A 20,245-nucleotide genomic window follows, 5' to 3' on the forward strand; every position below is an offset into this window, starting at 1 on the left:
CAGGCTCGCGACATGCATGGCGGCAACGGCATCCAGATCGAGTTCCACGTGATGCGCCACGCGCAGAACCTGGAGACGGTCAACACCTACGAGGGCACCCACGACGTCCACGCCCTCATCCTGGGACGCGCACAGACCGGCCTGCAGGCGTTCTTCTGAGAAGGACGGCCGCTAGGTGGAGCAGCTAAAGACCGGCTCGCCAAGCGCCAGCCGGTCGACCTCCACGCCAAGGCCCGGCCCCTCCGGCAGCCACATCCGTCCGCCGGCGATCCTGAAATCGGCCTTGGCGTTCGACACCGTCACCCAGTTGTGGAAGTCGACCGTATGCTGCCTGAGCCCCTCCGGCGTCGACAGCAGCAGGCCCGAATAGGCAGCGGTGTCGATCTCGGCGCCGCCGGTATCCTCGATGGTGATCTTCAGGTTTCGCGCGACGGCGACATCGCGGATCAGCCGCGCCTTTGTCAGGCCGCCGACACGCGCGAGCTTGATGGTGATGCCGTCGACCAGCGAGTCGCCAAGCGCACGCAGCAGCGCATCGACACTGTCGATCGTCTCGTCGAGGATGAGCGGCCGGTCGCATGCCTGGCGGATCGCCAGGTTCTCCTCATAGGTCGCGCAGGGTTGCTCCAGCGCATAGTCGATGGCGCGCGTCGCGGCGAGAAACTGCCTCGTCTCGGCCGTGCCCCAACTGCCATTGGCGTCGCAGAACAGCACGGTGTCCGAAGGGACGGCGGCGCGCACCGCCTCCAGCCGCTCGATATCCTCGCGCACGTCGAGGCCGACCTTCACCTGCAGGCGGCGGTAGCCCTCGGCGATGTATTTGCGGGCACGCGTCGCCATTGCCTCCGGCATCTCCTGCGCCAGCGAGCGGTAGAGCGGCACGCTGTCCCCTTCCCCGCCGCCGGTCATCGTCGCCAGCGACAGGCCGCTTCGCCTGCCGGCGAGGTCCCACAGCGCCATATCGACCGCGGATTTGGCATAGGGATGCCCCTTGAGCAGTAGATCCATGCGCCGGCTGATCGCATCGATGCCGGCTGCCTTCTCGCCGATCAGCTTCGGCGCCAGCTCGCGCATCGCCGCCCTCGCCCCTTCGGCGAAGGCCGGATCGTAGAAGCTTCCAAGCGGCGCCATTTCGCCGTAACCGGCAGCGCCGTCGCCTGTGACTATCTCCACGATGGTCGAGTCGAAACCCTCGGCGCTGCGCCCGCCCGAGCAGCGGTAGGTGCCGTCGCGAAACGGCTGCCACTGCCTGAAGAGGCTGATGCTGGTGATCGTCATCCCTGTCCGCTCCCGTTGGCGACCGCAAGCTAGCCGGTTTCGCCGCCAGGCGGAGCAAGGGAAACGTCGGGCGACCGCGTCGCATTCGTGACAGGCGCGCCCCGAACTGGTCCGGCCAGACTGTTTCAGAGAGCTGATACGATTCCGGCCCCGCTCGCTGTCGAACCGTTACAGCCCGGCCCTACTCCTATCCATGCAAGGAATCTGGAGGAACAAAGTGATGAACATGCATGCGCCGGCGGCGACTTCGGGTGAACTGTTCTGGTTCAAGGGCACGCTGGTGAATGTGCGCCTTTCGTGGAATGCGGGCGAGGATCGTGTCAGCGTCGTCGAGCACTATATGCCTTACGGCGAGTCCCCGCCGCTGCACATCCACCGCAACGAGGACGAGGTCTTCCACATCCTGGAAGGCTCGATGCTCATCCACATCGACGGCAAGCAATCGATCGCCCATGCAGGCGAGACGGTGCTGGCGCCCAAGGGCAAGCCGCATTCGTTCCGGGTCGAATCGCCGGAGGGCGCGCGCTGCCTGACGATCACCTCCGGCGGCGATTTCGAGACCATGATCCGGGAAATGGGCGAGCCGGCGCTCAGCGCCGGGCTCCCGCCGCCCGTCGAACCGACGCCGGCGATGATCGCGGCGCTGACGGAGGCCTGCGCGAGAAACGGCATCGACATCATCGGGGCCCCGCTATCCTGAGCCGTGCTTGGGCGGCAAAGGGTGAAGGTGGGCGAGACGTCCCCTAAACGTCTCGCCCACTTGCGTTCCGGTCGCCTTTTTCATGGATTTTTCGGCCGCGCCGCGCGACAGTCCCTGCGGTTTCAATCCAGGGCAGACTGCCGATGAGCAATCCATTCCTCAACCACATCTCGTCCGAGCTGGAAGGGCTGAAGGCTGCCGGCCTCTATAAGTCGGAACGGGTGATCGCCTCCCCGCAATCGGCCGAGATCGAGGTCTCCGGCCGAAAGCTGTTGAACTTCTGCGCCAACAACTATCTCGGCCTCGCCGACAGCGACGAGCTGCGCGATGCGGCCAAGGCCGCGCTCGACCGCTACGGCTACGGCATGGCCTCGGTGCGTTTCATCTGCGGCACGCAGGAGGAGCACAAGCAGCTCGAGGCCAGGATCTCCGGCTTCCTCGGCATGGAGGACACGATCCTCTACGGCTCATGCTTCGACGCCAATGGCGGCCTGTTCGAGACGCTGCTGTCCGAGGAAGACGCTATCATCTCCGACGCGCTCAACCACGCCTCGATCATCGACGGCGTCCGCCTCTCCAAGGCCAAGCGCTTCCGCTATGCCAACAACGACATGGCCGCCCTCGAGGAAGAATTGAAGAGGGCCGAAGGCAGCCGGTTCAAGCTGATCGCCACCGACGGCGTCTTTTCCATGGACGGCATCATCGCCGATCTCCGGGGCGTCTGCGATCTTGCGGAGAGATACGGCGCGATGGTGATGGTGGACGACAGCCACGCGGTCGGCTTCATCGGCAGGCACGGGCGCGGCTCGGCCGAACATTGCGGCGTCGAAGGCCGCGTGGACATCATCACCGGCACGCTCGGCAAGGCGCTCGGCGGCGCGTCGGGCGGCTACACCTCGGGCAGGCGCCAGGTGGTCGACTGGCTGCGCCAGCGTTCCCGCCCCTATCTCTTCTCCAACACGCTGATGCCGGCCATAGCCGGCGCCTCGCTGAAGGTCTTCGACATCGTCGAGAGGGGCGATGCGCTGCGCACGCGCCTCTATGAGAATGCGGCGCGCTTCCGCTCCGGGATGACGAAGCTCGGCTTCACGCTGGCGGGCGCCGATCATCCGATCATCCCGGTGATGCTCGGCGAAGCGACGCTGGCGCAGCAGATGGCGGAAAGGATGCTGGAGCGCGGCATCTATGTGATCGGCTTCTCCTTCCCCGTCGTGCCGAAGGGCCAGGCCAGGATCAGGACGCAGATGTCGGCGGCGCATTCGCCCGAAGACATCGACCTGGCGATCCACGCGTTCGGCGCGGTGGGCAAGGAACTGGCTATCATCCGATAGGCTCACCCCGAATGCAGGAAGACGACCTTGCGTTTGCTGGGATCGACAATCGCCACACCAATACGTCCATAGGCGTAGAAGCTGCCCGGCGAAGAGATTACCGAGTTGATGTAGGTCTCGATGCCCCTGTTGATCCGGATTCCGAAGCCATAGCGATTGAGATAGCCGGCAAGGTTGGCGCGTTTGCCCAGTTCGCCTTCCAAAACAGGGGTTGGCTTCCACTCGCCAAACATGTTGTGGCGGTCGCGGGGCGGCCGAGCCGCGCTGTCGAGCTGGTTGAGATATGCGGCACCGCTCGCAGAAGTGGCCCGAGCGGCTTCTTCAGGCAACGCGTAGATAATGACGGAGGTTTCGTTGCCTCCCGGTCCGAAGCCCCAGCTCTCCTGCTCGGCATAGCTGATCCACCAAACGCCGAGATCCTCGGGGATCAGCCAGAGCCGGAAACGATGTTCGAGAACCTTCCAGGCAATTATCGGCGCAACAATCAGGATGAGCACCACGGGAAGGCAGCCAACCCGCCGCCGTCGCTTCTTGACTTGAACTTTGTCTGTCATGCACCGGCATTCCGTTCGCCGCTTCGCGGGGGTAAGTAATATAAGCGGGCTTCTGCTGGGTTTCGCAGATCGGCCGAATTGAATCGATTGGTTGGAGTTTTTCATGTCCAACATGATGCGCGCGCTGGTGAAGGCGCGGCCCGAGCCGGGCATCTGGATGGAAGAGGTGCCGGTGCCGGAGATCGGCCCCAACGACGTGCTGATCAAGGTCAGGAAGACCGCGATCTGCGGCACCGACGTCCACATCTACAACTGGGACCAGTGGGCGCAGAAGACGGTGCCGGTGCCGATGGTGACGGGCCATGAGTTCGTCGGCACGGTCGCCGACTTCGGCGCGGCGGTGACCGAATACAAGGTCGGCCAGCGCGTCTCCGGCGAGGGCCATATCGTCTGCGGCCACTGCCGCAACTGCCGCGCCGGGCGCGGCCATCTCTGCCGCAACACGCAAGGCGTCGGCGTCAACCGGCCGGGCGCCTTCGGCGAATACGTCGCCATCCCGCAGCACAATGTGGTGCCGATCCCCCACGACATTCCCGACGAGATCGCGGCTATCTTCGATCCGCTCGGCAACGCCGTGCACACGGCGCTGTCCTTCGACCTCGTCGGCGAGGATGTGCTGGTCACCGGCGCCGGGCCGATCGGCATCATGGGCGCGCTGGTCGCGCAGGTCGTCGGCGCGCGAAAGGTCGTCATCACCGACATCAATCCGAACCGGCTGGCGCTGGCGAAGAAGCTCGGCGTCCATCACGTGGTCGACGCCTCGAAAGAAAACCTGCGCGATGTCATGCGCCAGGAAGGCATGCGCGAGGGCTTCGACGTCGGCCTCGAAATGTCGGGGTCGGCCAACGCCTTCCGCGACATGATCGACACGATGAACAATGGCGGCAAGATCGCCATCCTCGGCATCGCGCCGACCGGCTTCGAGATCGACTGGAACAAGGTCATCTTCAAGATGCTGCATCTCAAGGGCATCTACGGCCGCGAGATGTTCGAGACCTGGTACAAGATGATCGCGCTGGTGCAGGGGCCGCTCGACGTCTCGGGTCTCATCACCCACCGCATCGGCGTCGACGACTACATCTCCGGCTTCGAGGCGATGAAGTCGGGCAATTCCGGAAAGGTCGTGATGGACTGGTGAGCGGCGCGGCTAGCTCATCCGCTCGCCTGCCTTCTTCCAGTTGACGCGCCCCGCCAGCACCGCGGCCACATGCTCGGCCTTGCGGTTCTCGTAGTCGAGATAATAGGCGTGCTCCCAGACGTCGATGCCGACGAGCGGCGTCTGGCCGTCCGGCAGCGGGTTGCCGGCATCCTGATAGGGTTTCACGGCGAGCTTGCCGCCATCGGACACCAGCCACACCCAGCCGGTGCCGAAGACATTGTTGGCCTCCTTGCCGAAAGCGTCGAACAGCCCCTTTTCGTCGCCGAAATCGCGCGCGACAGCCTCGGCGAACGCCCCTTCCGGCGCGGCCGGGCCGCCGTCGAACTGGTCCCAGTAGAAGACGTGGTTCCAGGCCTGCGCCGCCTGGTTGAAGATTTTGTCGTCGCCGCCCTTCTTCGACGCCACGACCACCTCCTCAAGCTGCATATCGGCATAGGGGGTGCCCGGCGCGAGTTCGTTCAGCTTGTCGAAATAGCCCTTGTGGTGCTTGCCGTAGTGCAGCCCCACCGTGCGCGCCGAGATCTGCGGCGCCAGCGCATCCTCGGCATAGGGCAGCGGCGGCTGCTCGAAGGGCGCCGCGGCACGGGCGACATGGGGCTTGAACATGGCGGAGGCGGCTGCGGCGGCGCCAAGCGCCAGTGTCGTGCGGCGGGTGATCAGCATGGCGAAGTCCTTTCGTCCTCGTGTGAGATCCGAACGAAGGCGCGTCCCTAACGTTCCCCGCTGCTCGCGAGATTGTGCATCACTCGCACTGGAAGCGGCTCAGCGCCCAATCCTTGGATGTCGAGATCATGTCCGCGATGCGCCAGCGGCCGCCGATATCCTTGAGTTGCCACTGCACCGCCTGTTCCTCACCCTCGGCCATGAACTTCGCCAGCACCGTCGCTTCGTTGCCGCTCACGATCTCTTCGAGCTTCAGCGTGCTGGCGATCTCGGCCGGATCGTAATTGGTGTCGTTGAACGGCAACGCCGGGTCCAGGCAGCCCACCTCGCCGCCCTGCCGGATCGCGTCGTTCTGGTTCAGCACCTTGCGCGCCGGATCGATGAAGTGCCCGCGCGCCGATTGCTCGAGTTCGAGCCCCGGCTGCAGGTAGAATGGCCTCACCACCTCGCTTGGCTCCCCGGCCAGCGCAGGCGAGCCCAAGACCGTCAAAAACACGATTGCAAACAGCGGCGCGGCCATGACCCCTCCCAAGCAACCCCACCGGCCTGTACCACAATTTCCGCTTTCGATGAAATCCTTGGACGTCCCCACTGAAATTCATGCGGCGGGCTGATCTCGCCAATGTCCGGCAGGACAGATGCGGCCTATCCCGTCCTATGCTAGGTTCGGGCGTCTCCAGTTGCGGAGGGGCAATGTGGATACGGATGTCCTGATCGTCGGCGCCGGCCCGACCGGCCTCATGCTTGCCAACCAGCTCGTGCGGCGCGGCGTCGATGTGGAGATCATCGATCGCCACAGCGGCCCGGCCCAGCAGAGCCGTGCGCTCGGCGTCCAGGCCCGCACGCTGGAGATCTATGCCCAGCTCGGTATCGCCGACCGCGCGCTGGAACTGGGCAAGAAGGGCGCCGGCGCCACCTTGTGGGCGCAGGGCCGCCGCATGGCGCATGTCCCGCTCGGCGACGCCGGTGGCGGCGTCACGCCCTATCCCTACATCCTCGTGCTCGGCCAGGACGACAATGAGCTTATCATGGGCGAGAAGCTCGCCGCGCTCGGCGTCCGCGTCCAGTGGAACACCGAGCTGGTGGATCTCGTCCAGCATCCCGACCATGTCTCGGCGACGCTGAAGCTGCCCGACGGTTCGAGCCGCACCGTAATGGCTACCTTTGCTGCCGGCTGCGACGGAGCCCACAGCGCCGTTCGAAAGCTCTCCGGCATCGAGTTCCCCGGCGCGCCCTACGAGCACGTCTTCTTCGTCGCCGATATCGAGATGACAGGCACGATGGCGCCCGAACAGGTCAATGTCTATCTCTGGCGGACGGGTTTTCATCTGCTTTTCCCGATGCGCGGCACCGACCACTGGCGCATCGTCGGCATCGTCCCGCCAGAGCTTCGCGACCGGAACGATCTCGCGCTCGACGCCGTCCTGCCATCGCTGCGCGAGGAGGCGGGCGACAATCTCGTGATCAAGAGGTGCAGCTGGTTTTCGGCCTATCGCATCCATCATCGCGCCGCCGAGCGTTTTCGCGACCGCCGCGCCTTCATCCTGGGCGATGCCGCCCACATACACAGCCCGGTCGGCGCGCAAGGGATGAACACCGGCCTGCAGGACGCCTACAACCTCGCCTGGAAGCTGGCGCTGGTCGTCAAGGGCGAGGCCAGGCCCGACCTCCTCGACAGCTATCACGAGGAACGCCACCCCGTCGCGGAAAGGTTGCTCAAGACCACCGACAACGGCTTCAAGCTCGTCGTTTCCGACAGCCATCTGGCCGGGCTGATGCGCACCAAGATCCTCGCCCGCATCGCCGCCTTCGCGATGTCGAACGAGCGTATCCAGCAGTACGCTTTCCGCATCGTGTCGCAGACCGGGATCAACTACCGCAGGAGTTCGCTTTCGAAGGCCCTCGACGCCCTGCCCTTCGAAGGACCGCATTGCGGCGACCGCTTCCCCTGGCTCCACCTCAGGCTACAGGCACACGGCACGGTCGAGGACACGTTTCGCGCCTTCGACGATCTTCATTTCCACCTCGTCGCCCTCGGTCAACCCGCGCCGAATTCGACCGATCTTGGCTATGGCGACATCGTCCGGACCTGGACAATTCCCTCCGACCCGGACAACGACGCCGAACTCGCCCGTGTCGGCATCCCGCAGCCGTCATTCTATCTGATCCGGCCCGACGGCCATGTCGGCCTTTGCGGAAAGGTCGTCGACCTGCCGGCCATCCGGCAATACCTGGCCGGGTCAATCGGCCTCCGAGCCGCGTGAAGGAAATTGATAACCTTTGCCACACGTTGCTTCGAGACGTCCTTGAAGGCCGGAGGCCAAGGCAGCTACGTTTGTTCATGCGCCTTCACATAGCCGCCTTCGCCGCCGTCGTTCTGGCAACCTTCCCGAGCCTGGCCTATTCCGGTGACGGCAAGCCCACCGCGCACGTCGTGCTGGCGGCGACCGGCAATTTTGGCCCGCAGACGCTCGCCTTGATCAATTCCTACAGGAAGAGCCGCGGCCTCTCGCCGCTTGTTCCCAATGGCACGCTGCAGGCCCTGGCCCGGCAGCACAGCCGGTATCAGGCGACGAGGAACAGGCTCAGCCACGATGGCTTCCGGCAGAGATCGGCTGCGGCAAGGGCGGCCGGGATCAGCATCGTGTGCGCGGAAAACGTCGGCCAAAAATATCGAAGCGCACAAAGCCTTTTTGCGGGATGGAAGAACTCCCCGGGCCACCGGAGGAATTTGCTTCGGCCCAAGCTGCGCTACGCCGGGGTTTCCGTGGTCGGCGATTTCGCGACGTTCTTCGCCTGCGAGTAAGGCCCTAGGGACTACGGGCCGAGTGGCTGACGCGGCAACATCATGTGATCTGCCGTAACCGACCGGTCGCCGGCCGGCCGAATCCCTGTATAATCGCCGCATGCCCATCCGCCAGCTATCCGACACGATGATCAACCAGATCGCCGCCGGCGAGGTCATCGAACGTCCTGCAAGCGTGGTGAAGGAACTGGTCGAGAACGCGCTCGACGCCGGCGCTTCGCGCGTCGAGATCGCCACCGCCGGCGGCGGCCTGTCGCTCATCCGCGTGGTCGACGACGGTTCCGGCATAGCCATCGACGAGCTGATGCTCGCGGTCTCCCGCCATTGCACGTCCAAGCTTTCGACCGACATCCACGACATCCGATCGCTCGGCTTCCGCGGCGAGGCCCTGCCCTCGATCGGCTCCGTCGCACGGCTTGCCATCCGCTCGCGCACGCCAAGCTCCGATGCCGCGGCCGAGGTTTCCGTCGAAGGCGGCCATCTGTCGGCGGTGAAGCCGGCGGCCGCCAACCGCGGCACGTCGGTCGAGGTCCGCGACCTCTTCTTCGCGACGCCGGCCCGGCTGAAATTCATGAAGGGCGAACGCGCCGAAAGCTCGGCGATATCGGACGTGGTGAAGCGCATCGCCATCGCCTTCCCTTCCGTCCGCTTCACCCTCTCGGGCACCGACCGCTCGACGCTCGACCTGCCGGCGGCGGACGACACGCCGGAAGGGCGTCTGCGCCGCATCGCTCAGGTGATGGGCTCCGACTTCCCTGAAAACGCGCTTGCCGTCGACGCGGTCCGCGAGGACGTGGCGCTTTCCGGCCACATATCCATCCCCTCCTACAGCCGCGCCAACGCGCTGCAGCAATATGCCTATGTCAACGGCCGCCCGGTGCGCGATAAACTGATCGCCGGCGCCATCCGCGGCGCCTTTGCCGACGTGCTGCCGCGCGACCGCCATGCGGTGTCAGTGCTTTTCCTGACGCTCGATCCGGCGCTGGTTGACGTCAATGTCCACCCCGCAAAGGCGGATGTCCGCTTCCGCGATCCCGGCCTCGTCCGCGGCCTGATCGTCGGCGCCATCAAGCAGGCGCTCGCCGCCGCCGGCATCCGCTCGGCGACCACGGGAGCGGCCGGCCTCGCCAATGCATTCAGGCCGGGTCCAGCAACCTACGGCCATCCGGGTCCCGCCAACGGCCACCGCACCTACGATCCGTCCTTCCGCGCTTCCTCCGGCGGCTTCGACACCGCCCGCTCGCCCTACCGTCCCCTCGACATGGGTTTCGGCCAGGGTTTTGGAGAAAGCGTCCAGGCCGCCTTCGACGCCGGCCCGGCCGTCAGCGCCGACGCGCGCGCCGGCATCGACGCGCCGGACCAAAGCCTGCTCGGCGCCGAACTGGGTGCCGCCCGCGCGCAGGTGCACGAGAACTACATCGTCGCGCAGACCCACGATTCCCTGGTTATCGTCGACCAGCACGCCGCCCATGAGCGCCTGGTATACGAGGCGCTGAAAGAGGCCCTCCACTCGCGTCCCATGCCGGCGCAGATGCTTCTCCTTCCCGAGATCGTCGACCTTCCCGAGGAGGATGCCGAGCGCCTCGCCTCCCATGCCGACACGCTCTCCCGCTTCGGCCTCGGTATCGAACGCTTCGGCCCCGGCGCGGTCGCGGTGCGCGAGACGCCCTCCATGCTCGGCGAGACCGATGTCGGCCAGCTTGTACGCGATCTCGCCGACGAGATCGCAGACAACGACACGGTCGACACGCTGAAGGAACGGCTCGACCGTATCGCGGCGACCATGGCCTGCCACGGCTCGGTCCGCTCCGGCCGGTTGCTGAAGCCCGAGGAGATGAACGCGCTTCTGCGCCAGATGGAGGCGACGCCGGGCTCCGGCACCTGCAACCACGGCCGCCCGACCTATATCGAACTCAAGCTCGCCGACATCGAGCGGCTGTTCGGCCGGCGTTAGCCATGCCCGTCGGCATCCAGCGCGATTTCGCCCGCTTGACCTCTTCGGGGTTTTGTGGCGGAACAAAACGATGATGAACAGATTTGAGGGTCCCGGCGCCCGGGAAGCCCGTATCCGCTATCTCGACGGCGATTTCCAGGTCACCAGCCCCGGCGCCTTCGTGCGCTGCGCCGTCACCGGCGAATCCATCCCGCTCGACGAGTTGAAGTACTGGAGCGTCGCCCGGCAGGAGGCCTATATCAACGCAGCCGCCTCGCTGAAGCGTGAAATGGACGCCAATCCGGAGCTTAGCCGCCGGCGCACCTGACGCATGATCCCGAAAAGTGTGTAGCGGTTTTCGGAAAAGATTATGCTGAAATAACCGGGCGTCAGGCCTTCAGCCGCCGCTCCCGCCAGGCAGCGAGCGTTTCCTCGATGATGCGTTTCGTCGCAAGCGCGTTCTCGAACACCGCGTCGATCTCCAGCACGTTGAGCTTGTCGAGCATTTCCTTCAGCGCCGTGCCGTTGCGCAGGCGGGCGAAATCCTTGGCCGTGGTGATCAGCTCCAGTTCGGCGCCGCCGGCCATATCCACCAGTTCCTTCAACTCGTCGTTCGAGTAGAAATGGTGATCCGAAAACGACCGGGTCATCACGACCTCGCCGCCCGCATTGGTCACCGTGTCGAAGAACTTGTCCGGATGGCCGATGCCGGCGAAGGCGAGGAAGCGCCGGTTGGCGAATTTGTCGGCGCCGCGCGTCCTCGTCACTGCCTCGAAGATCGGGCGGCCGGCGCGCGCCGCCAGCCTGACCACCGCCTCGCCTGCCTTGTCCTCGCCCATGCGCACGATGCCGGTCGCGAAACGAACCTGGTCGATCAGGTTGGCGCGCAGCGGCCCTCCGGGCAGCACATGGCCGTTGCCGACGCCGTAGCGCCCGTCCACCACGACCAGCGCATAGTCCATGTGGATCTGGGCGCTCTGGAAGCCGTCGTCCATGATCAGGAAATCGCAGCCGCGCTGCATCAGGAGCTTGGCGCCTGCAACGCGGTTCGGCGTCGTCGCGGTGATCGCGTGGTCCGACAGCAGCAGCGGCTCGTCGCCAACCTGCCGGGCGCTGTCGTGCTTGCGGTCGACGACATGCGGCTCGCCGATGCTGCCGCCATAGCCGCGCGACAGGAAGCCGGGCGTCAGGTGCATCTTCTTCGCCTGCTTGGCGAGCGCGATCGCGACCGGCGTCTTGCCGGTGCCGCCAACGGTGAAGTTGCCGACGCACAGCACCGGGATGTCCAGCTTCTCGCGCCGCGCGTTGATCATCCGCCGCGTGGCGACGAAGCTGTAGATGCGCGACGCCGGGTAGAGGGCGTAGGCGCGCCAATCCGGCCGCTCCCACCAGAACGGAGGCGCTTCGCTGGCCATTCAGCGCGTACCCTTGAGCCGCGCCTTGACGATCAGCGGATGGATGAACGGTTCGAGCGCCTTCAGCGTCTTGGAAAGCGCGCCGCGCATCTCGTCGACGGTCGCGGTTCCCGCCGCCATCATCTTGCGGCGGGTGCCGTCGTTGATCAGCAGGAAATTGACCGCGCCGGCCAGCATGTCGCGGTCGGCGACGAGCTTGGCCGCGCCGCTGTCGATCAGCCGTTGGTAGGCTTCGCGGAAATTCTGCACGTTGCGCCCGGCGAGCACCGCCGTTTTCAGCATCGCCGGCTCGAGCGGGTTCTGGCCGCCTTCCGAGGTCAGCGAACGCCCGACGAAGGCGATCTCGGTCAGCCTGAGATAGAGGCCCATCTCGCCGATCGTATCGCCGAGCAAAATGTCCGTGTCCGAACGGACGCGATCGCCCGAACTGCGCAACACGACCCGCAGCCCCATCGCCGCGAATTCGGCCGCCAGCGCCGCGGCCCGCTCGGGATGGCGCGGCACGATGATGGTCAGCAGCCCGGGATGGCGCGAACGCAGCATCCTGTGGATTTCCGCCGCCATCCTCTCCTCGCCCTCATGCGTCGAGACGGCTGCCCAGGTCGGGCGCAGGCTGAGCTGGCGCGCGATCGAGTGCAGCGCTCGTTCGTCGACGGGTGGTGGGACTGTGTCGACCTTGAGGTTGCCCGATACCGTCACCGGCCTGGCGCCCAGCGCCTCAAAGCGCTCGGCGTCCGCCTCCGACTGCGCCACCACATGCGAGAGGTTCTCGAACAGCGCCTCAGCTATGTAGCGACGCTTCTGCCACGAGGCGAAGGAGCGCTCCGAAAGGCGTCCGTTGACCAGAACCTGGGGGATGCGACGTCCTCCGAGCTCCATGATCGTCATCGGCCAGATCTCGGATTCCGCGATGATCGCCAGATCCGGCTGCCAGTGGTTGAGGAAGCGCGTGATCGCTGGCCTCAGGTCGAGCGGCACGAACTGATGGATGATGCTGTCGCCCAGGCGTTCCTCCGCCACCTGCGCCGACGTCACCGTTCCGGTGGTGAGCACGATGTTGACGCCGAGACCGAGAATGCTTTCGACCAGGGGGACGATGGCGATCGTCTCGCCGACGCTTGCCGCATGCGCCCAGATCAACGGCCCGTCCGGCCTCGGCTTACCGGCGTAGCCGGAGCGCTCATACCGCCGGTTCGGGTCTTCCTTGCCCTTGGTGGCGCGCCAGGCGACGTAGGGACCGACCAGCGGGAAAGCGGCCGCGCCCGCGAGCCGGTATGCCGCCAGCAGGGTACGCGCCCACTTCTCGCTCATCGCACACCATCTACGAGGGCATAGGCCTCGGCCGTCGCCGCGTTGAGTGTGTCGGTCAGCAATTGCCGCTTGCGTTCCATCTCGGCCTCGTCCGCGTCCTTCGGAACATAGATGAGGTCGCCGATGGCCATGGCGCTGCGGCCGAAAGGCAGGCTGATCGTCGTCTTGTCCCAGCTCTTCTCCAGCACCTTGCGGCGGCTGGTCGCGATCGCCGCGCTGATGATCGGCCGACCGGACAGGCGGGCAAGCAGGATGACGCCCATTCCGGCCTCGCGCGGCTTGCCATGCGGTATGTCTGCGATCATGGCGACGTTCTTGCCGGCGTCGAGCGCCTTTTTCAGGGCAATGAGCGCCTTGGCGCCGCCCTTGTCGAAATGGCGGGTGTTCTGCCGTCCGCCGGAGCCGCGCACCGCATCGATGCCGAACTTCTCGAGGACCATCGCGTTCAGCTCTGCGTCGGCGCTGCGCGACACCATCGCGACCAGTTCCCTGCTGCTCGGATAGAAGACCGGCGCAAGCAGGTGCTGGCCGTGCCAGAGCGCCACGATCCCCGGTTCGTCGACCTCGTAGGTGCCGTCAAGCTTGATCGAGCCGGCGACCGTCGGATTGGTCAGCTTCACGAAGCGCAGCGCCTGTGCGAACATCGAGGTGAGGACGCCCTTCGCCACGCGCGACTGGGCGAGCGGCTCGCGGATCTTCATCCACAAGGCCTTTGGCCGATTGGCGGCCTTCTTCTTGGCGGCACGCCGGACCACCGGCTGCGCTGCGGTCTGCTCGTCCATTATTGTTCCGATCCGGAGCCCTTCATCTCCGGCCCTTTCATGTCCGGCCCCGTCATGTCGGGATCGAGCAGCCGGTGCAGATGAACGACGAAATACCGCATGTGCGCGTTGTCGACGCTCGCTTGGGCCTTCGCCTTCCAGGCTGCGTGGGCAGTTTTGTAGTTCGGGTAGATGCCGACGATGTCGAGCCCGTCGAGATCACGAAATTCCGTGCTGCCGAGCTTCTTCAGTTCACCGCCGAAAACCAGATGCAAAAGCTGTTTTTCGCCATCTGCGCCGGCCATTTTGGACACCTTGTTCGCTGCTAGCCGCCTGTCTAACGCATCGGCTGGGGAATCGGAATCGATTTTTGGGCCGCGGCCCTGTGCAAAACCGGCATTTCGTAGCAACTATGCGCTCAGCCGAATATGTGGCGAAGTAGCCGAAAACGCTTCCTTTTCAAACATATTTCGACGCTTCTCAACCGGCGACGGCGATGGTTCGGGCCATGGCGGCCAGAAGCGCGCCGCTGCCGGCAACCAGCGAGCCGTGCCGGATCTGCGATCCGCCATAGCTCGGCGGCCTGCCGTGCTCGTCGAGAATGTCGCCGCCCGCCTCGCGCAGGATCAGGTCCGCCGCCGCCAAGTCCCAGTCATGCGAATTCGGCTTTATGAAGCTCGCATCGAGGGTTCCGTCCGCCACCATCGCCAGGCGGTAGGCGAGCGAGGGCACGTATTCCGCGCGCTTCAGGCGGTCGCGTGTGTCGGGCGGCAGCGCATCGATCATCACGGCCGGGCCTCCGACCAGCGCCACCGGCCGCACAGCACCGAGCTTCAGCCGCTTGCCATTCTTGAAGGCGCCGCCGCCGAGCACCGCCGAAAACGTCTCCTGGCGGGCCGGACATTCCAGCACGCCGGCGATCGACCGGCCCTGCTCGACAACCGCGACGGAGACGCACCAGTCGCGCCGGCCCTCCAGGAAACCGCGCGTGCCGTCTATCGGATCGACCACGAAGGTGCGACGAGCCGCGAGCCGCGCGGCGTCGTCCGCCCTCTCCTCGGAGAGCCACCCGTAGTCCGGCCTTGCAGCCAGCAGGGTCTCGTTCAGAAAATGGTCGGCGGCGTAGTCGGCCTCGCTTACCGGCGACGTGCCGCCCTTCAGCCACACCTCCGGGCTTTGCCCGAAATAGCGCAGGGCTATCTTTCCGGCCTCCCGCGCGGCCTCCAGCAGCAGAGCGAGATCGCCCGCAAGGTCGGTTTCGTTGATCTGCTCAACTGCCGGCAAGGGTCATCCCTTCGATCAGCAGCGTCGGACTCGCGGTCGCGTAGTTGCGGTCGAGGTCGCTCGCCGGCACCATCCTGAGGAACATATCCTTGAGGTTCGACGCGATCGTCACCTCCGCCACAGGATGGGTCAGTTCGCCGTTCTCGATCCAGAGGCCCGAAGCGCCGCGGCTGTATTCGCCGGTAATCATGTCGACGCCCTGGCCGAACACTTCGGTGACGTAGAAGCCAGTCTTCAGCGACCTGATGATGTCTTCCGGGCTCCTTTCGCCCGCCTCGATAGCCAGATTGGTCGAAGACGGCGACACCGACGAGCCCGAGCGTGCGCCGCGGCCGTTGGTCTGGAGGCCGAGCTCCCGCGCCGCCGAGGTCGACAGGAACCAGTGGTTCAACACGCCTTTCTCGACCATCAGCAGCTTTTCGCCGGCAATGCCCTCGCCGTCGAACGGCCGCGAAGCCTGGCCGCGCATCAGCGCCGGCTCGTCCGTCACGGTGATAGCCGCCGAGGCGACCTGCTGGCCCATCCTGTCGCGCAGGAAGCTCGTCTTGCGGGCGACCGACGCGCCGTTGATCGCGCCGGCGAGATGCCCGGCGATCCCACGCGCCACGCGCGGGTCGAACACGACGTCGACCGTGCCGGTCTTCGCCTTGCGGGGGTTCAGCCGGCGCACCACGCGCTCGCCGGCCTTGCGGCCGATCTCTTCGGCGGAATCGAGGTCGGCAAAATGCGGCCGCGACGAATAATCGTAGTCGCGTTCCATGCCGGTCCCCTGCCCGGCGATCACGCTCGCAGAGCGGCCGAAGCGCGAACCGAGATAGTGGCCGACGAAGCCATGAGACGTCGCAAGCACCAGCCCGCCAAGGCCCGCGCTGGCGCCGCTGCCACCCGAATTCGTCACGCCCGGCACCGCCAGCGCGGCCGCCTCGGCCGCGAGCGCGCTTTCGCGCAGTTCGTCCGCCGAGACCGCCGTCGTATCGTAGAGATCGAGGTCGCGGATCGTCTTGGCGAGCAGGTTGGCGTCAGCCAGCCCCTGGTAGGGGTCTTCCGGCGACACCTTCGCCATGGCGACCGCGCGCTCGGCAAGTGCTGCCGGATCGGACGAAGCCGTTGCCGAGACGCTGGCGACGCGCCTGCCGACGAACACCCTCAGCGACACGTCGTCGCCTTCGGAGGAATTGGTGCTCTCCACCTTGCCCAGCCGCACCGAGACGCTGGTCGAGCGCCCTCTTACCGCGACCGCGTCGGCGGCGTCCGCGCCGGCCTTCTTCGCCGCCTCGACAAGGGCCGCGACCTGGTCGGTCAAGCGCGCGGCATCGGCTGCATCATTCATCGTCTGTCCTGATTGTTCATGCGCTAGGCGGGGAACTCTGCCCAACCATCTATTGTTCCGGCCGGCCTTCTGCAATGGCTGCGGCGTCGCGCACTTCAGTCAGGCGGCTGCCCTGGCCCTGAGGGCCGCCTCCACGGCGCGCTTCAGCTCGTCCTTCACCGGCGCCGTCTCGGCCATCAGCGTGTCTATCTTCAGGAAGTCGAGCACACGGTATTTGGATACCGGCGGGCAAAGCAGTATGTCGGGCGGGCAACGCTCCACCTTGTGCGCGATGATCGACTGCATCAGCAGTTGCGTGGCGCCGAACATCAGGTCGATCGAGGTCGGCTTGCGGCCCTCCTCCTGCGGCGAACCCACAACATCGACCGCGATCACGATATCGGCCTTGCCGTGCAGGAGGTCGAACGGCACCGGATTGTACATGCCTCCGTCGATGTAGGTCCGCCCTTCCCGCACCACCGGGGCGAAGACCGCCGGTATCGCGGCCGAGGCTGCCAGCGCGAGATGCAGATCGCCTTCGGAAAACACTTTCAGGTGATGGCCGAAATAGTCCGTCGCCGTGACCTGCAGCGGTATCGCCAGCTCCTCGAAGGTCTTCGGAACCTGGTGCGGCAGGAAGGCATGCAGGACGCGCTCGATGTTGAACTGCGTGACCTTGAACCCGCCCATCATCTGCGACAGCGTCTCGGGACGGGCGCTCCACATCCTGGCGACCACCTCGGCGCGGCGCGACAGGATCGAGCGGGCGTAGGCGTTGATGTGCTTGCCTGTCATGCCGGAGGCGACGGCCGCCGCCATGATCGCGCCGATCGAGGTCCCCGCCACCGCGACCGGCCGTATGCCGAGTTCGTCGAGCGCTTCGATGACGTGGATGTGGGCCAGCCCCCTCGCCCCGCCGCCGCCGAAGGCTATGGCGAAGCTCGGACCGCCGCCGGCCACGGCGTCGGTCGTCACCCCTTGGTCCCTTCCAACGGGGGCCCGATCACCAGGATCGCCGGATCGGCCGTGAGCAGCTTTCTTGCCGCCGCCTTGACCTCGTCCAGCGTGACAGCCTCGATCAGGGCGGTGCGCCGGTCGATATAGTCGATCCCGAGCTTCTCTTCCTGCAGGGAGAGCAGGGTCGAGGCGATCGCGCTGGAGCTGTCGAGATTGTTGAGCGCGTAGGCGCCGATGACATATTGCTTGGCCGCCGCCAGCTCGGCCTCGGTCGGCCCCTCCTCCGCCATCCTGCGCACCGTGTCGCGGATGACGCCGAGCGTTTCGGCGGCACGGTCGGAACGCGTCGCCGTGCCGATCACGAGGCTTGAGGCGTATTCCTGCGTCACCAGCGAGGAATTGATGCCATAGGCCAGCCCGCGCTTTTCGCGCACCTCGTCGAACAGCCGCGAGGTGAAGGTGCCGCCGCCCAATATGTGGTTCATCAGATAGGCAGCGAAGAAGTCGGGCGCGTCGCGCGGAACGCCCGGATAGGCGAGCTGCAGCGACGTCTGCGGCAGGTCGTAGTCCACCCGCACTTCCTGGTCGAGCTTCAGGTCCACCTTCTCGACCGGCCGCAGGTCGGATCGTTCCGGCAGGTCGCCGAACAGTCTGTCGAGCTCCCGCTTCACCGTTTCCGCATCGATGGCGCCGACAACCGCCACGTTGAGATTGTCGCGCGCAAACACCCGCCGGTGGTAATCGCGCAGGTCGTCGGCGGTGATCGTCGCCAGCGATTTCTCCGTGCCTTCGTCCGGACGCGCATAGGGATGGGCGCCATAGAGCGCTTCCGCCCATTTGACCCGCGCCGCGGTCTCGGGATCGCGCTGGTTGGCGACTATGCCCGAAACGATCTGCGCGCGGATGCGGTCCATCGGCGCGGCGTCGAAGCGCGGCTGCTGGATCGCCAGCTTCAGCAGATCGAATGCCTCGTCCTTCTTCTCGGCCAGCATGCGCATCGAGCCGAAAGTCCGGTCGCGCTCCGCGCCGAAACGCATCTCGGCCCCGGCATCGTCGAGCTTGATCTGGAACGCGTCGGAATCGAGTTCTCCCGCGCCCTCGTCGAACAGGCCGCTCATCAGCTCGGAAAGGCCTTCCTTGCCCTCGGGGTCCTGGGTGTTGCCGCCCTTGAACGAAAAGCGGATCGTCACGATCGGCACCGAATAGTCCTCGACCAGCCAGGCGGTGATGCCCTTCTCGCTCCTCACCTGCTGGATATCGACGTTGGCCTGCGCCGGCAGCGCGGCCAATGCCATGCAGGCGGCCAAGGCAAGGCCTGCGGCCGAAATCCGAGTCTTCGCAAACAGTTGCGTCATCATGCTCATGTCAATTCTGTATCGGGTCGGCGGGCAGCAGGAAGCCCGTTACTGAATGGTCGCTGGCCAGGTATTTCGCAGCGACCTTCTGGATGTCGGCGGTCGTCACCTTCTTGATGCGGTCGGGCCATTCCTCGATATCCGCCACCGTGCTGCCGGTTGCGAGCGCGGCGCCGTAGAGATTTGCCATCGAAGCCTGGTTGTCGCGCGCGAAGATCATCGCGCGCAGGAAACGGTTTCGCGCGCTCTCCAGTTCCTTCTCCGTCACACCGTCCTTGACGATGGCGGCGATCTCCGCGCCGATCGCCGCCTGCACTTCCTCGAGCTTGGCCGTGCCGCGCGGCGCGCCGTAGACGGTGAAGGCCGTCTCGTCGAGCTTGGACCCGTCGAAATAAGCGCCGACCGAAGAGGCGACTCCGCTTTTCACCACCAGGGCCTGGTAAATGCGGCTGCGCACGCCGCCGCCCAGGATCTCGGACAGCAGGTCGAGCGCTTCGGCCTCGCCCGGCTCGGCTGTGTGGTAGGAGGGAACCAGCCAGGATCGTGAAAAGCTCGGCACCGAAACGCGCGGATCGCTCAACGTCACGGTGCGCGCCGTGTTCTGCTCGGGCTCTTCGGGACGGATGCGCGGCGGCAGGTCCGGCCCGCGCGCCACCTTGCCGTAGGTCTTTTCCGCCAGCGCGCGCACTTCCTTTTCATCAACGTCGCCGGCGACGATGAGGATCGCGTTGTTCGGTGCATAATAACGGTCGTAGAAGGCGACGGCATCGGTGCGGTTGAGCTTCTCCATCTCGTGCATCCAGCCGATCACCGGTATGCGGTAGGGATGGTTCTGGTAGAGCGTCGCCTCTATCTCCTCCGACAACAGCGCTTGCGGGCTGGTCTCGATACGCGAGCGGCGCTCCTCCAGCACGACGTCGCGCTCCGGCCCGATCACCTGGTCGGTCAGGATCAGGCCGCGCATCCGGTCGGCCTCGTATTCCATCATGGTCTCGAGCGCCTCGGGCGGCACCGTCTGGTAGTAGGCCGTGTAGTCGTCGGAGGTGAAGGCGTTCTCGCTGCCGCCGATCTCCGCGATCTTCGCGCCGAACTCGCCGGCCTTGTGCTTGGCCGTGCCTTTGAACATCAGGTGCTCGAAGAAATGCGCGATGCCGGATTTTCCGGGCGGCTCGTCGGCGCTGCCGACCCTGTACCACACCATGTGGGTGACGATCGGGGCGCGCCGGTCGGGAATCACCACGACTTCCATGCCGTTGTCGAGCAGGAAGCTGGATATCTTGTTTTCGACGGGCGTCTTGTCGACGGCTGCCGCCGATCCGGCCGACAGCAGCAGCGCCAGCGCCGCTCCCTGCAGGCTGCGTCGCCATCCGATGCCCGATGTCCGGGCCTTTGGTGCCTCGGCGTAAAAAGCCATGTCTGCTCCAGTGAG

The 20,245-nt window shown here is 65.7% G+C and carries 20 protein-coding genes and 1 pseudogene; 8 read left to right on the plus strand and 13 right to left on the minus strand.

All coding sequences use genetic code 11. The annotated features are described in order from the left end of the window. A pseudogene (locus D8676_RS24795) lies at positions 1-159 on the plus strand (acyl-CoA dehydrogenase); the annotation flags it as partial. A gap of 12 nt (positions 160-171) precedes the next feature. Here D8676_RS24795 and D8676_RS24800 read toward each other — a convergent pair. Beyond that, positions 172-1,278, minus strand: coding sequence for a mandelate racemase/muconate lactonizing enzyme family protein (locus D8676_RS24800; RefSeq protein ID WP_121583783.1), 1,107 nt, complete (start codon positions 1,276-1,278; stop codon positions 172-174). Between the two features lie 220 nt (positions 1,279-1,498). Between D8676_RS24800 and D8676_RS24805 the strand changes: the two genes are divergently transcribed. Then, complete coding sequence (locus D8676_RS24805) at positions 1,499-1,978, plus strand: cupin domain-containing protein (protein ID WP_121583784.1); 480 nt, start codon at positions 1,499-1,501, stop codon at positions 1,976-1,978. Between the two features lie 143 nt (positions 1,979-2,121). Then, positions 2,122-3,309, plus strand: coding sequence for a glycine C-acetyltransferase (locus D8676_RS24810; RefSeq protein ID WP_121583785.1), 1,188 nt, complete (start codon positions 2,122-2,124; stop codon positions 3,307-3,309). 2 nt (positions 3,310-3,311) lie between these two features. Here the strand turns inward: D8676_RS24810 and D8676_RS24815 are convergent, their stop codons facing one another. Continuing rightward, a complete protein-coding gene (locus D8676_RS24815) occupies positions 3,312-3,863 on the minus strand; it encodes a hypothetical protein (protein ID WP_147448257.1) in 552 nt (183 codons plus the stop codon). Between the two features lie 103 nt (positions 3,864-3,966). Here D8676_RS24815 and tdh point away from each other — a divergent pair, with 103 nt between their 5' ends. Continuing rightward, positions 3,967-5,001 (plus strand): L-threonine 3-dehydrogenase, encoded by a 1,035-nt coding sequence (gene tdh / locus D8676_RS24820; protein WP_121583832.1) that lies wholly within the window; start codon positions 3,967-3,969, stop codon positions 4,999-5,001. A gap of 9 nt (positions 5,002-5,010) precedes the next feature. Here the strand turns inward: tdh and D8676_RS24825 are convergent, their stop codons facing one another. Both D8676_RS24825 and D8676_RS24830 read right to left on the minus strand, forming a co-directional pair. After that, positions 5,011-5,685 (minus strand): superoxide dismutase, encoded by a 675-nt coding sequence (locus tag D8676_RS24825; RefSeq protein ID WP_121583787.1) that lies wholly within the window; start codon positions 5,683-5,685, stop codon positions 5,011-5,013. 79 nt (positions 5,686-5,764) lie between these two features. Beyond that, entirely contained in the window at positions 5,765-6,205 is a 441-nt protein-coding gene (locus D8676_RS24830; RefSeq protein ID WP_121583788.1) for a hypothetical protein, read from the minus strand. Positions 6,206-6,380: 175 nt separating this feature from the next. Between D8676_RS24830 and D8676_RS24835 the strand changes: the two genes are divergently transcribed. The 4 genes from D8676_RS24835 to D8676_RS24850 all read left to right on the plus strand — a co-directional run bounded on the left by D8676_RS24835 (position 6,381) and on the right by D8676_RS24850 (position 10,752). Further along, positions 6,381-7,949, plus strand: a complete 1,569-nt coding sequence (locus D8676_RS24835; protein ID WP_121583789.1) for an FAD-dependent oxidoreductase — start codon at positions 6,381-6,383, stop codon at positions 7,947-7,949. Further along, complete coding sequence (locus D8676_RS24840; RefSeq protein WP_245427141.1) at positions 7,946-8,491, plus strand: CAP domain-containing protein; 546 nt, start codon at positions 7,946-7,948, stop codon at positions 8,489-8,491. Before D8676_RS24835 ends, D8676_RS24840 begins: the two co-directional genes overlap by 4 nt. A 100-nt stretch (positions 8,492-8,591) precedes the next feature. Further along, positions 8,592-10,445, plus strand: a complete 1,854-nt coding sequence (mutL, locus tag D8676_RS24845) for a DNA mismatch repair endonuclease MutL (protein WP_121583790.1) — start codon at positions 8,592-8,594, stop codon at positions 10,443-10,445. Between the two features lie 70 nt (positions 10,446-10,515). After that, positions 10,516-10,752 (plus strand): DUF2093 domain-containing protein, encoded by a 237-nt coding sequence (locus tag D8676_RS24850; RefSeq protein WP_121583791.1) that lies wholly within the window; start codon positions 10,516-10,518, stop codon positions 10,750-10,752. 61 nt (positions 10,753-10,813) lie between these two features. Here D8676_RS24850 and lpxK read toward each other — a convergent pair whose 3' ends face one another. From lpxK to D8676_RS24895, 9 genes are all read right to left on the minus strand, one after another. Continuing rightward, positions 10,814-11,839 carry a tetraacyldisaccharide 4'-kinase gene (lpxK, locus tag D8676_RS24855; protein WP_121583792.1) on the minus strand — a complete coding sequence of 342 codons (1,026 nt, stop codon included), beginning with the start codon at positions 11,837-11,839 and terminating at the stop codon, positions 10,814-10,816. Next, entirely contained in the window at positions 11,840-13,150 is a 1,311-nt protein-coding gene (waaA, locus tag D8676_RS24860; RefSeq protein WP_121583793.1) for a lipid IV(A) 3-deoxy-D-manno-octulosonic acid transferase, read from the minus strand. Then, entirely contained in the window at positions 13,147-13,932 is a 786-nt protein-coding gene (locus D8676_RS24865; protein ID WP_121583794.1) for a lysophospholipid acyltransferase family protein, read from the minus strand. The genes waaA and D8676_RS24865 overlap by 4 nt, the downstream gene beginning before the upstream one ends. Continuing rightward, positions 13,932-14,216, minus strand: a complete 285-nt coding sequence (locus D8676_RS24870) for a DUF4170 domain-containing protein (RefSeq protein WP_121583795.1) — start codon at positions 14,214-14,216, stop codon at positions 13,932-13,934. The genes D8676_RS24865 and D8676_RS24870 overlap by 1 nt, the downstream gene beginning before the upstream one ends. Positions 14,217-14,391: 175 nt before the next feature. Beyond that, entirely contained in the window at positions 14,392-15,195 is an 804-nt protein-coding gene (locus D8676_RS24875) for a 3'(2'),5'-bisphosphate nucleotidase CysQ (RefSeq protein ID WP_245427143.1), read from the minus strand. Beyond that, the gene (locus D8676_RS24880) at positions 15,182-16,525 is read right to left on the minus strand and encodes a TldD/PmbA family protein (protein WP_121583796.1); all 1,344 of its coding nucleotides are present in this window, start codon (positions 16,523-16,525) and stop codon (positions 15,182-15,184) included. The genes D8676_RS24875 and D8676_RS24880 overlap by 14 nt, the downstream gene beginning before the upstream one ends. 99 nt (positions 16,526-16,624) lie before the next feature. After that, positions 16,625-17,479: a patatin-like phospholipase family protein gene (locus D8676_RS24885; RefSeq protein ID WP_245427145.1), complete on the minus strand. Its 855-nt coding sequence runs from the start codon at positions 17,477-17,479 to the stop codon at positions 16,625-16,627. Next, a complete protein-coding gene (locus tag D8676_RS24890) occupies positions 17,476-18,756 on the minus strand; it encodes a pitrilysin family protein (RefSeq protein ID WP_348629038.1) in 1,281 nt (426 codons plus the stop codon). Before D8676_RS24890 ends, D8676_RS24885 begins: the two co-directional genes overlap by 4 nt. 70 nt (positions 18,757-18,826) lie before the next feature. Continuing rightward, complete coding sequence (locus D8676_RS24895) at positions 18,827-20,230, minus strand: pitrilysin family protein (protein WP_121583798.1); 1,404 nt, start codon at positions 20,228-20,230, stop codon at positions 18,827-18,829. Between the last annotated feature and the right edge of the window lie 15 nt (positions 20,231-20,245).

Origin of the sequence: Mesorhizobium sp. YM1C-6-2 (assembly GCF_003666685.1) — a bacterium.
Lineage (GTDB): Bacteria > Pseudomonadota > Alphaproteobacteria > Rhizobiales > Rhizobiaceae > Mesorhizobium_K.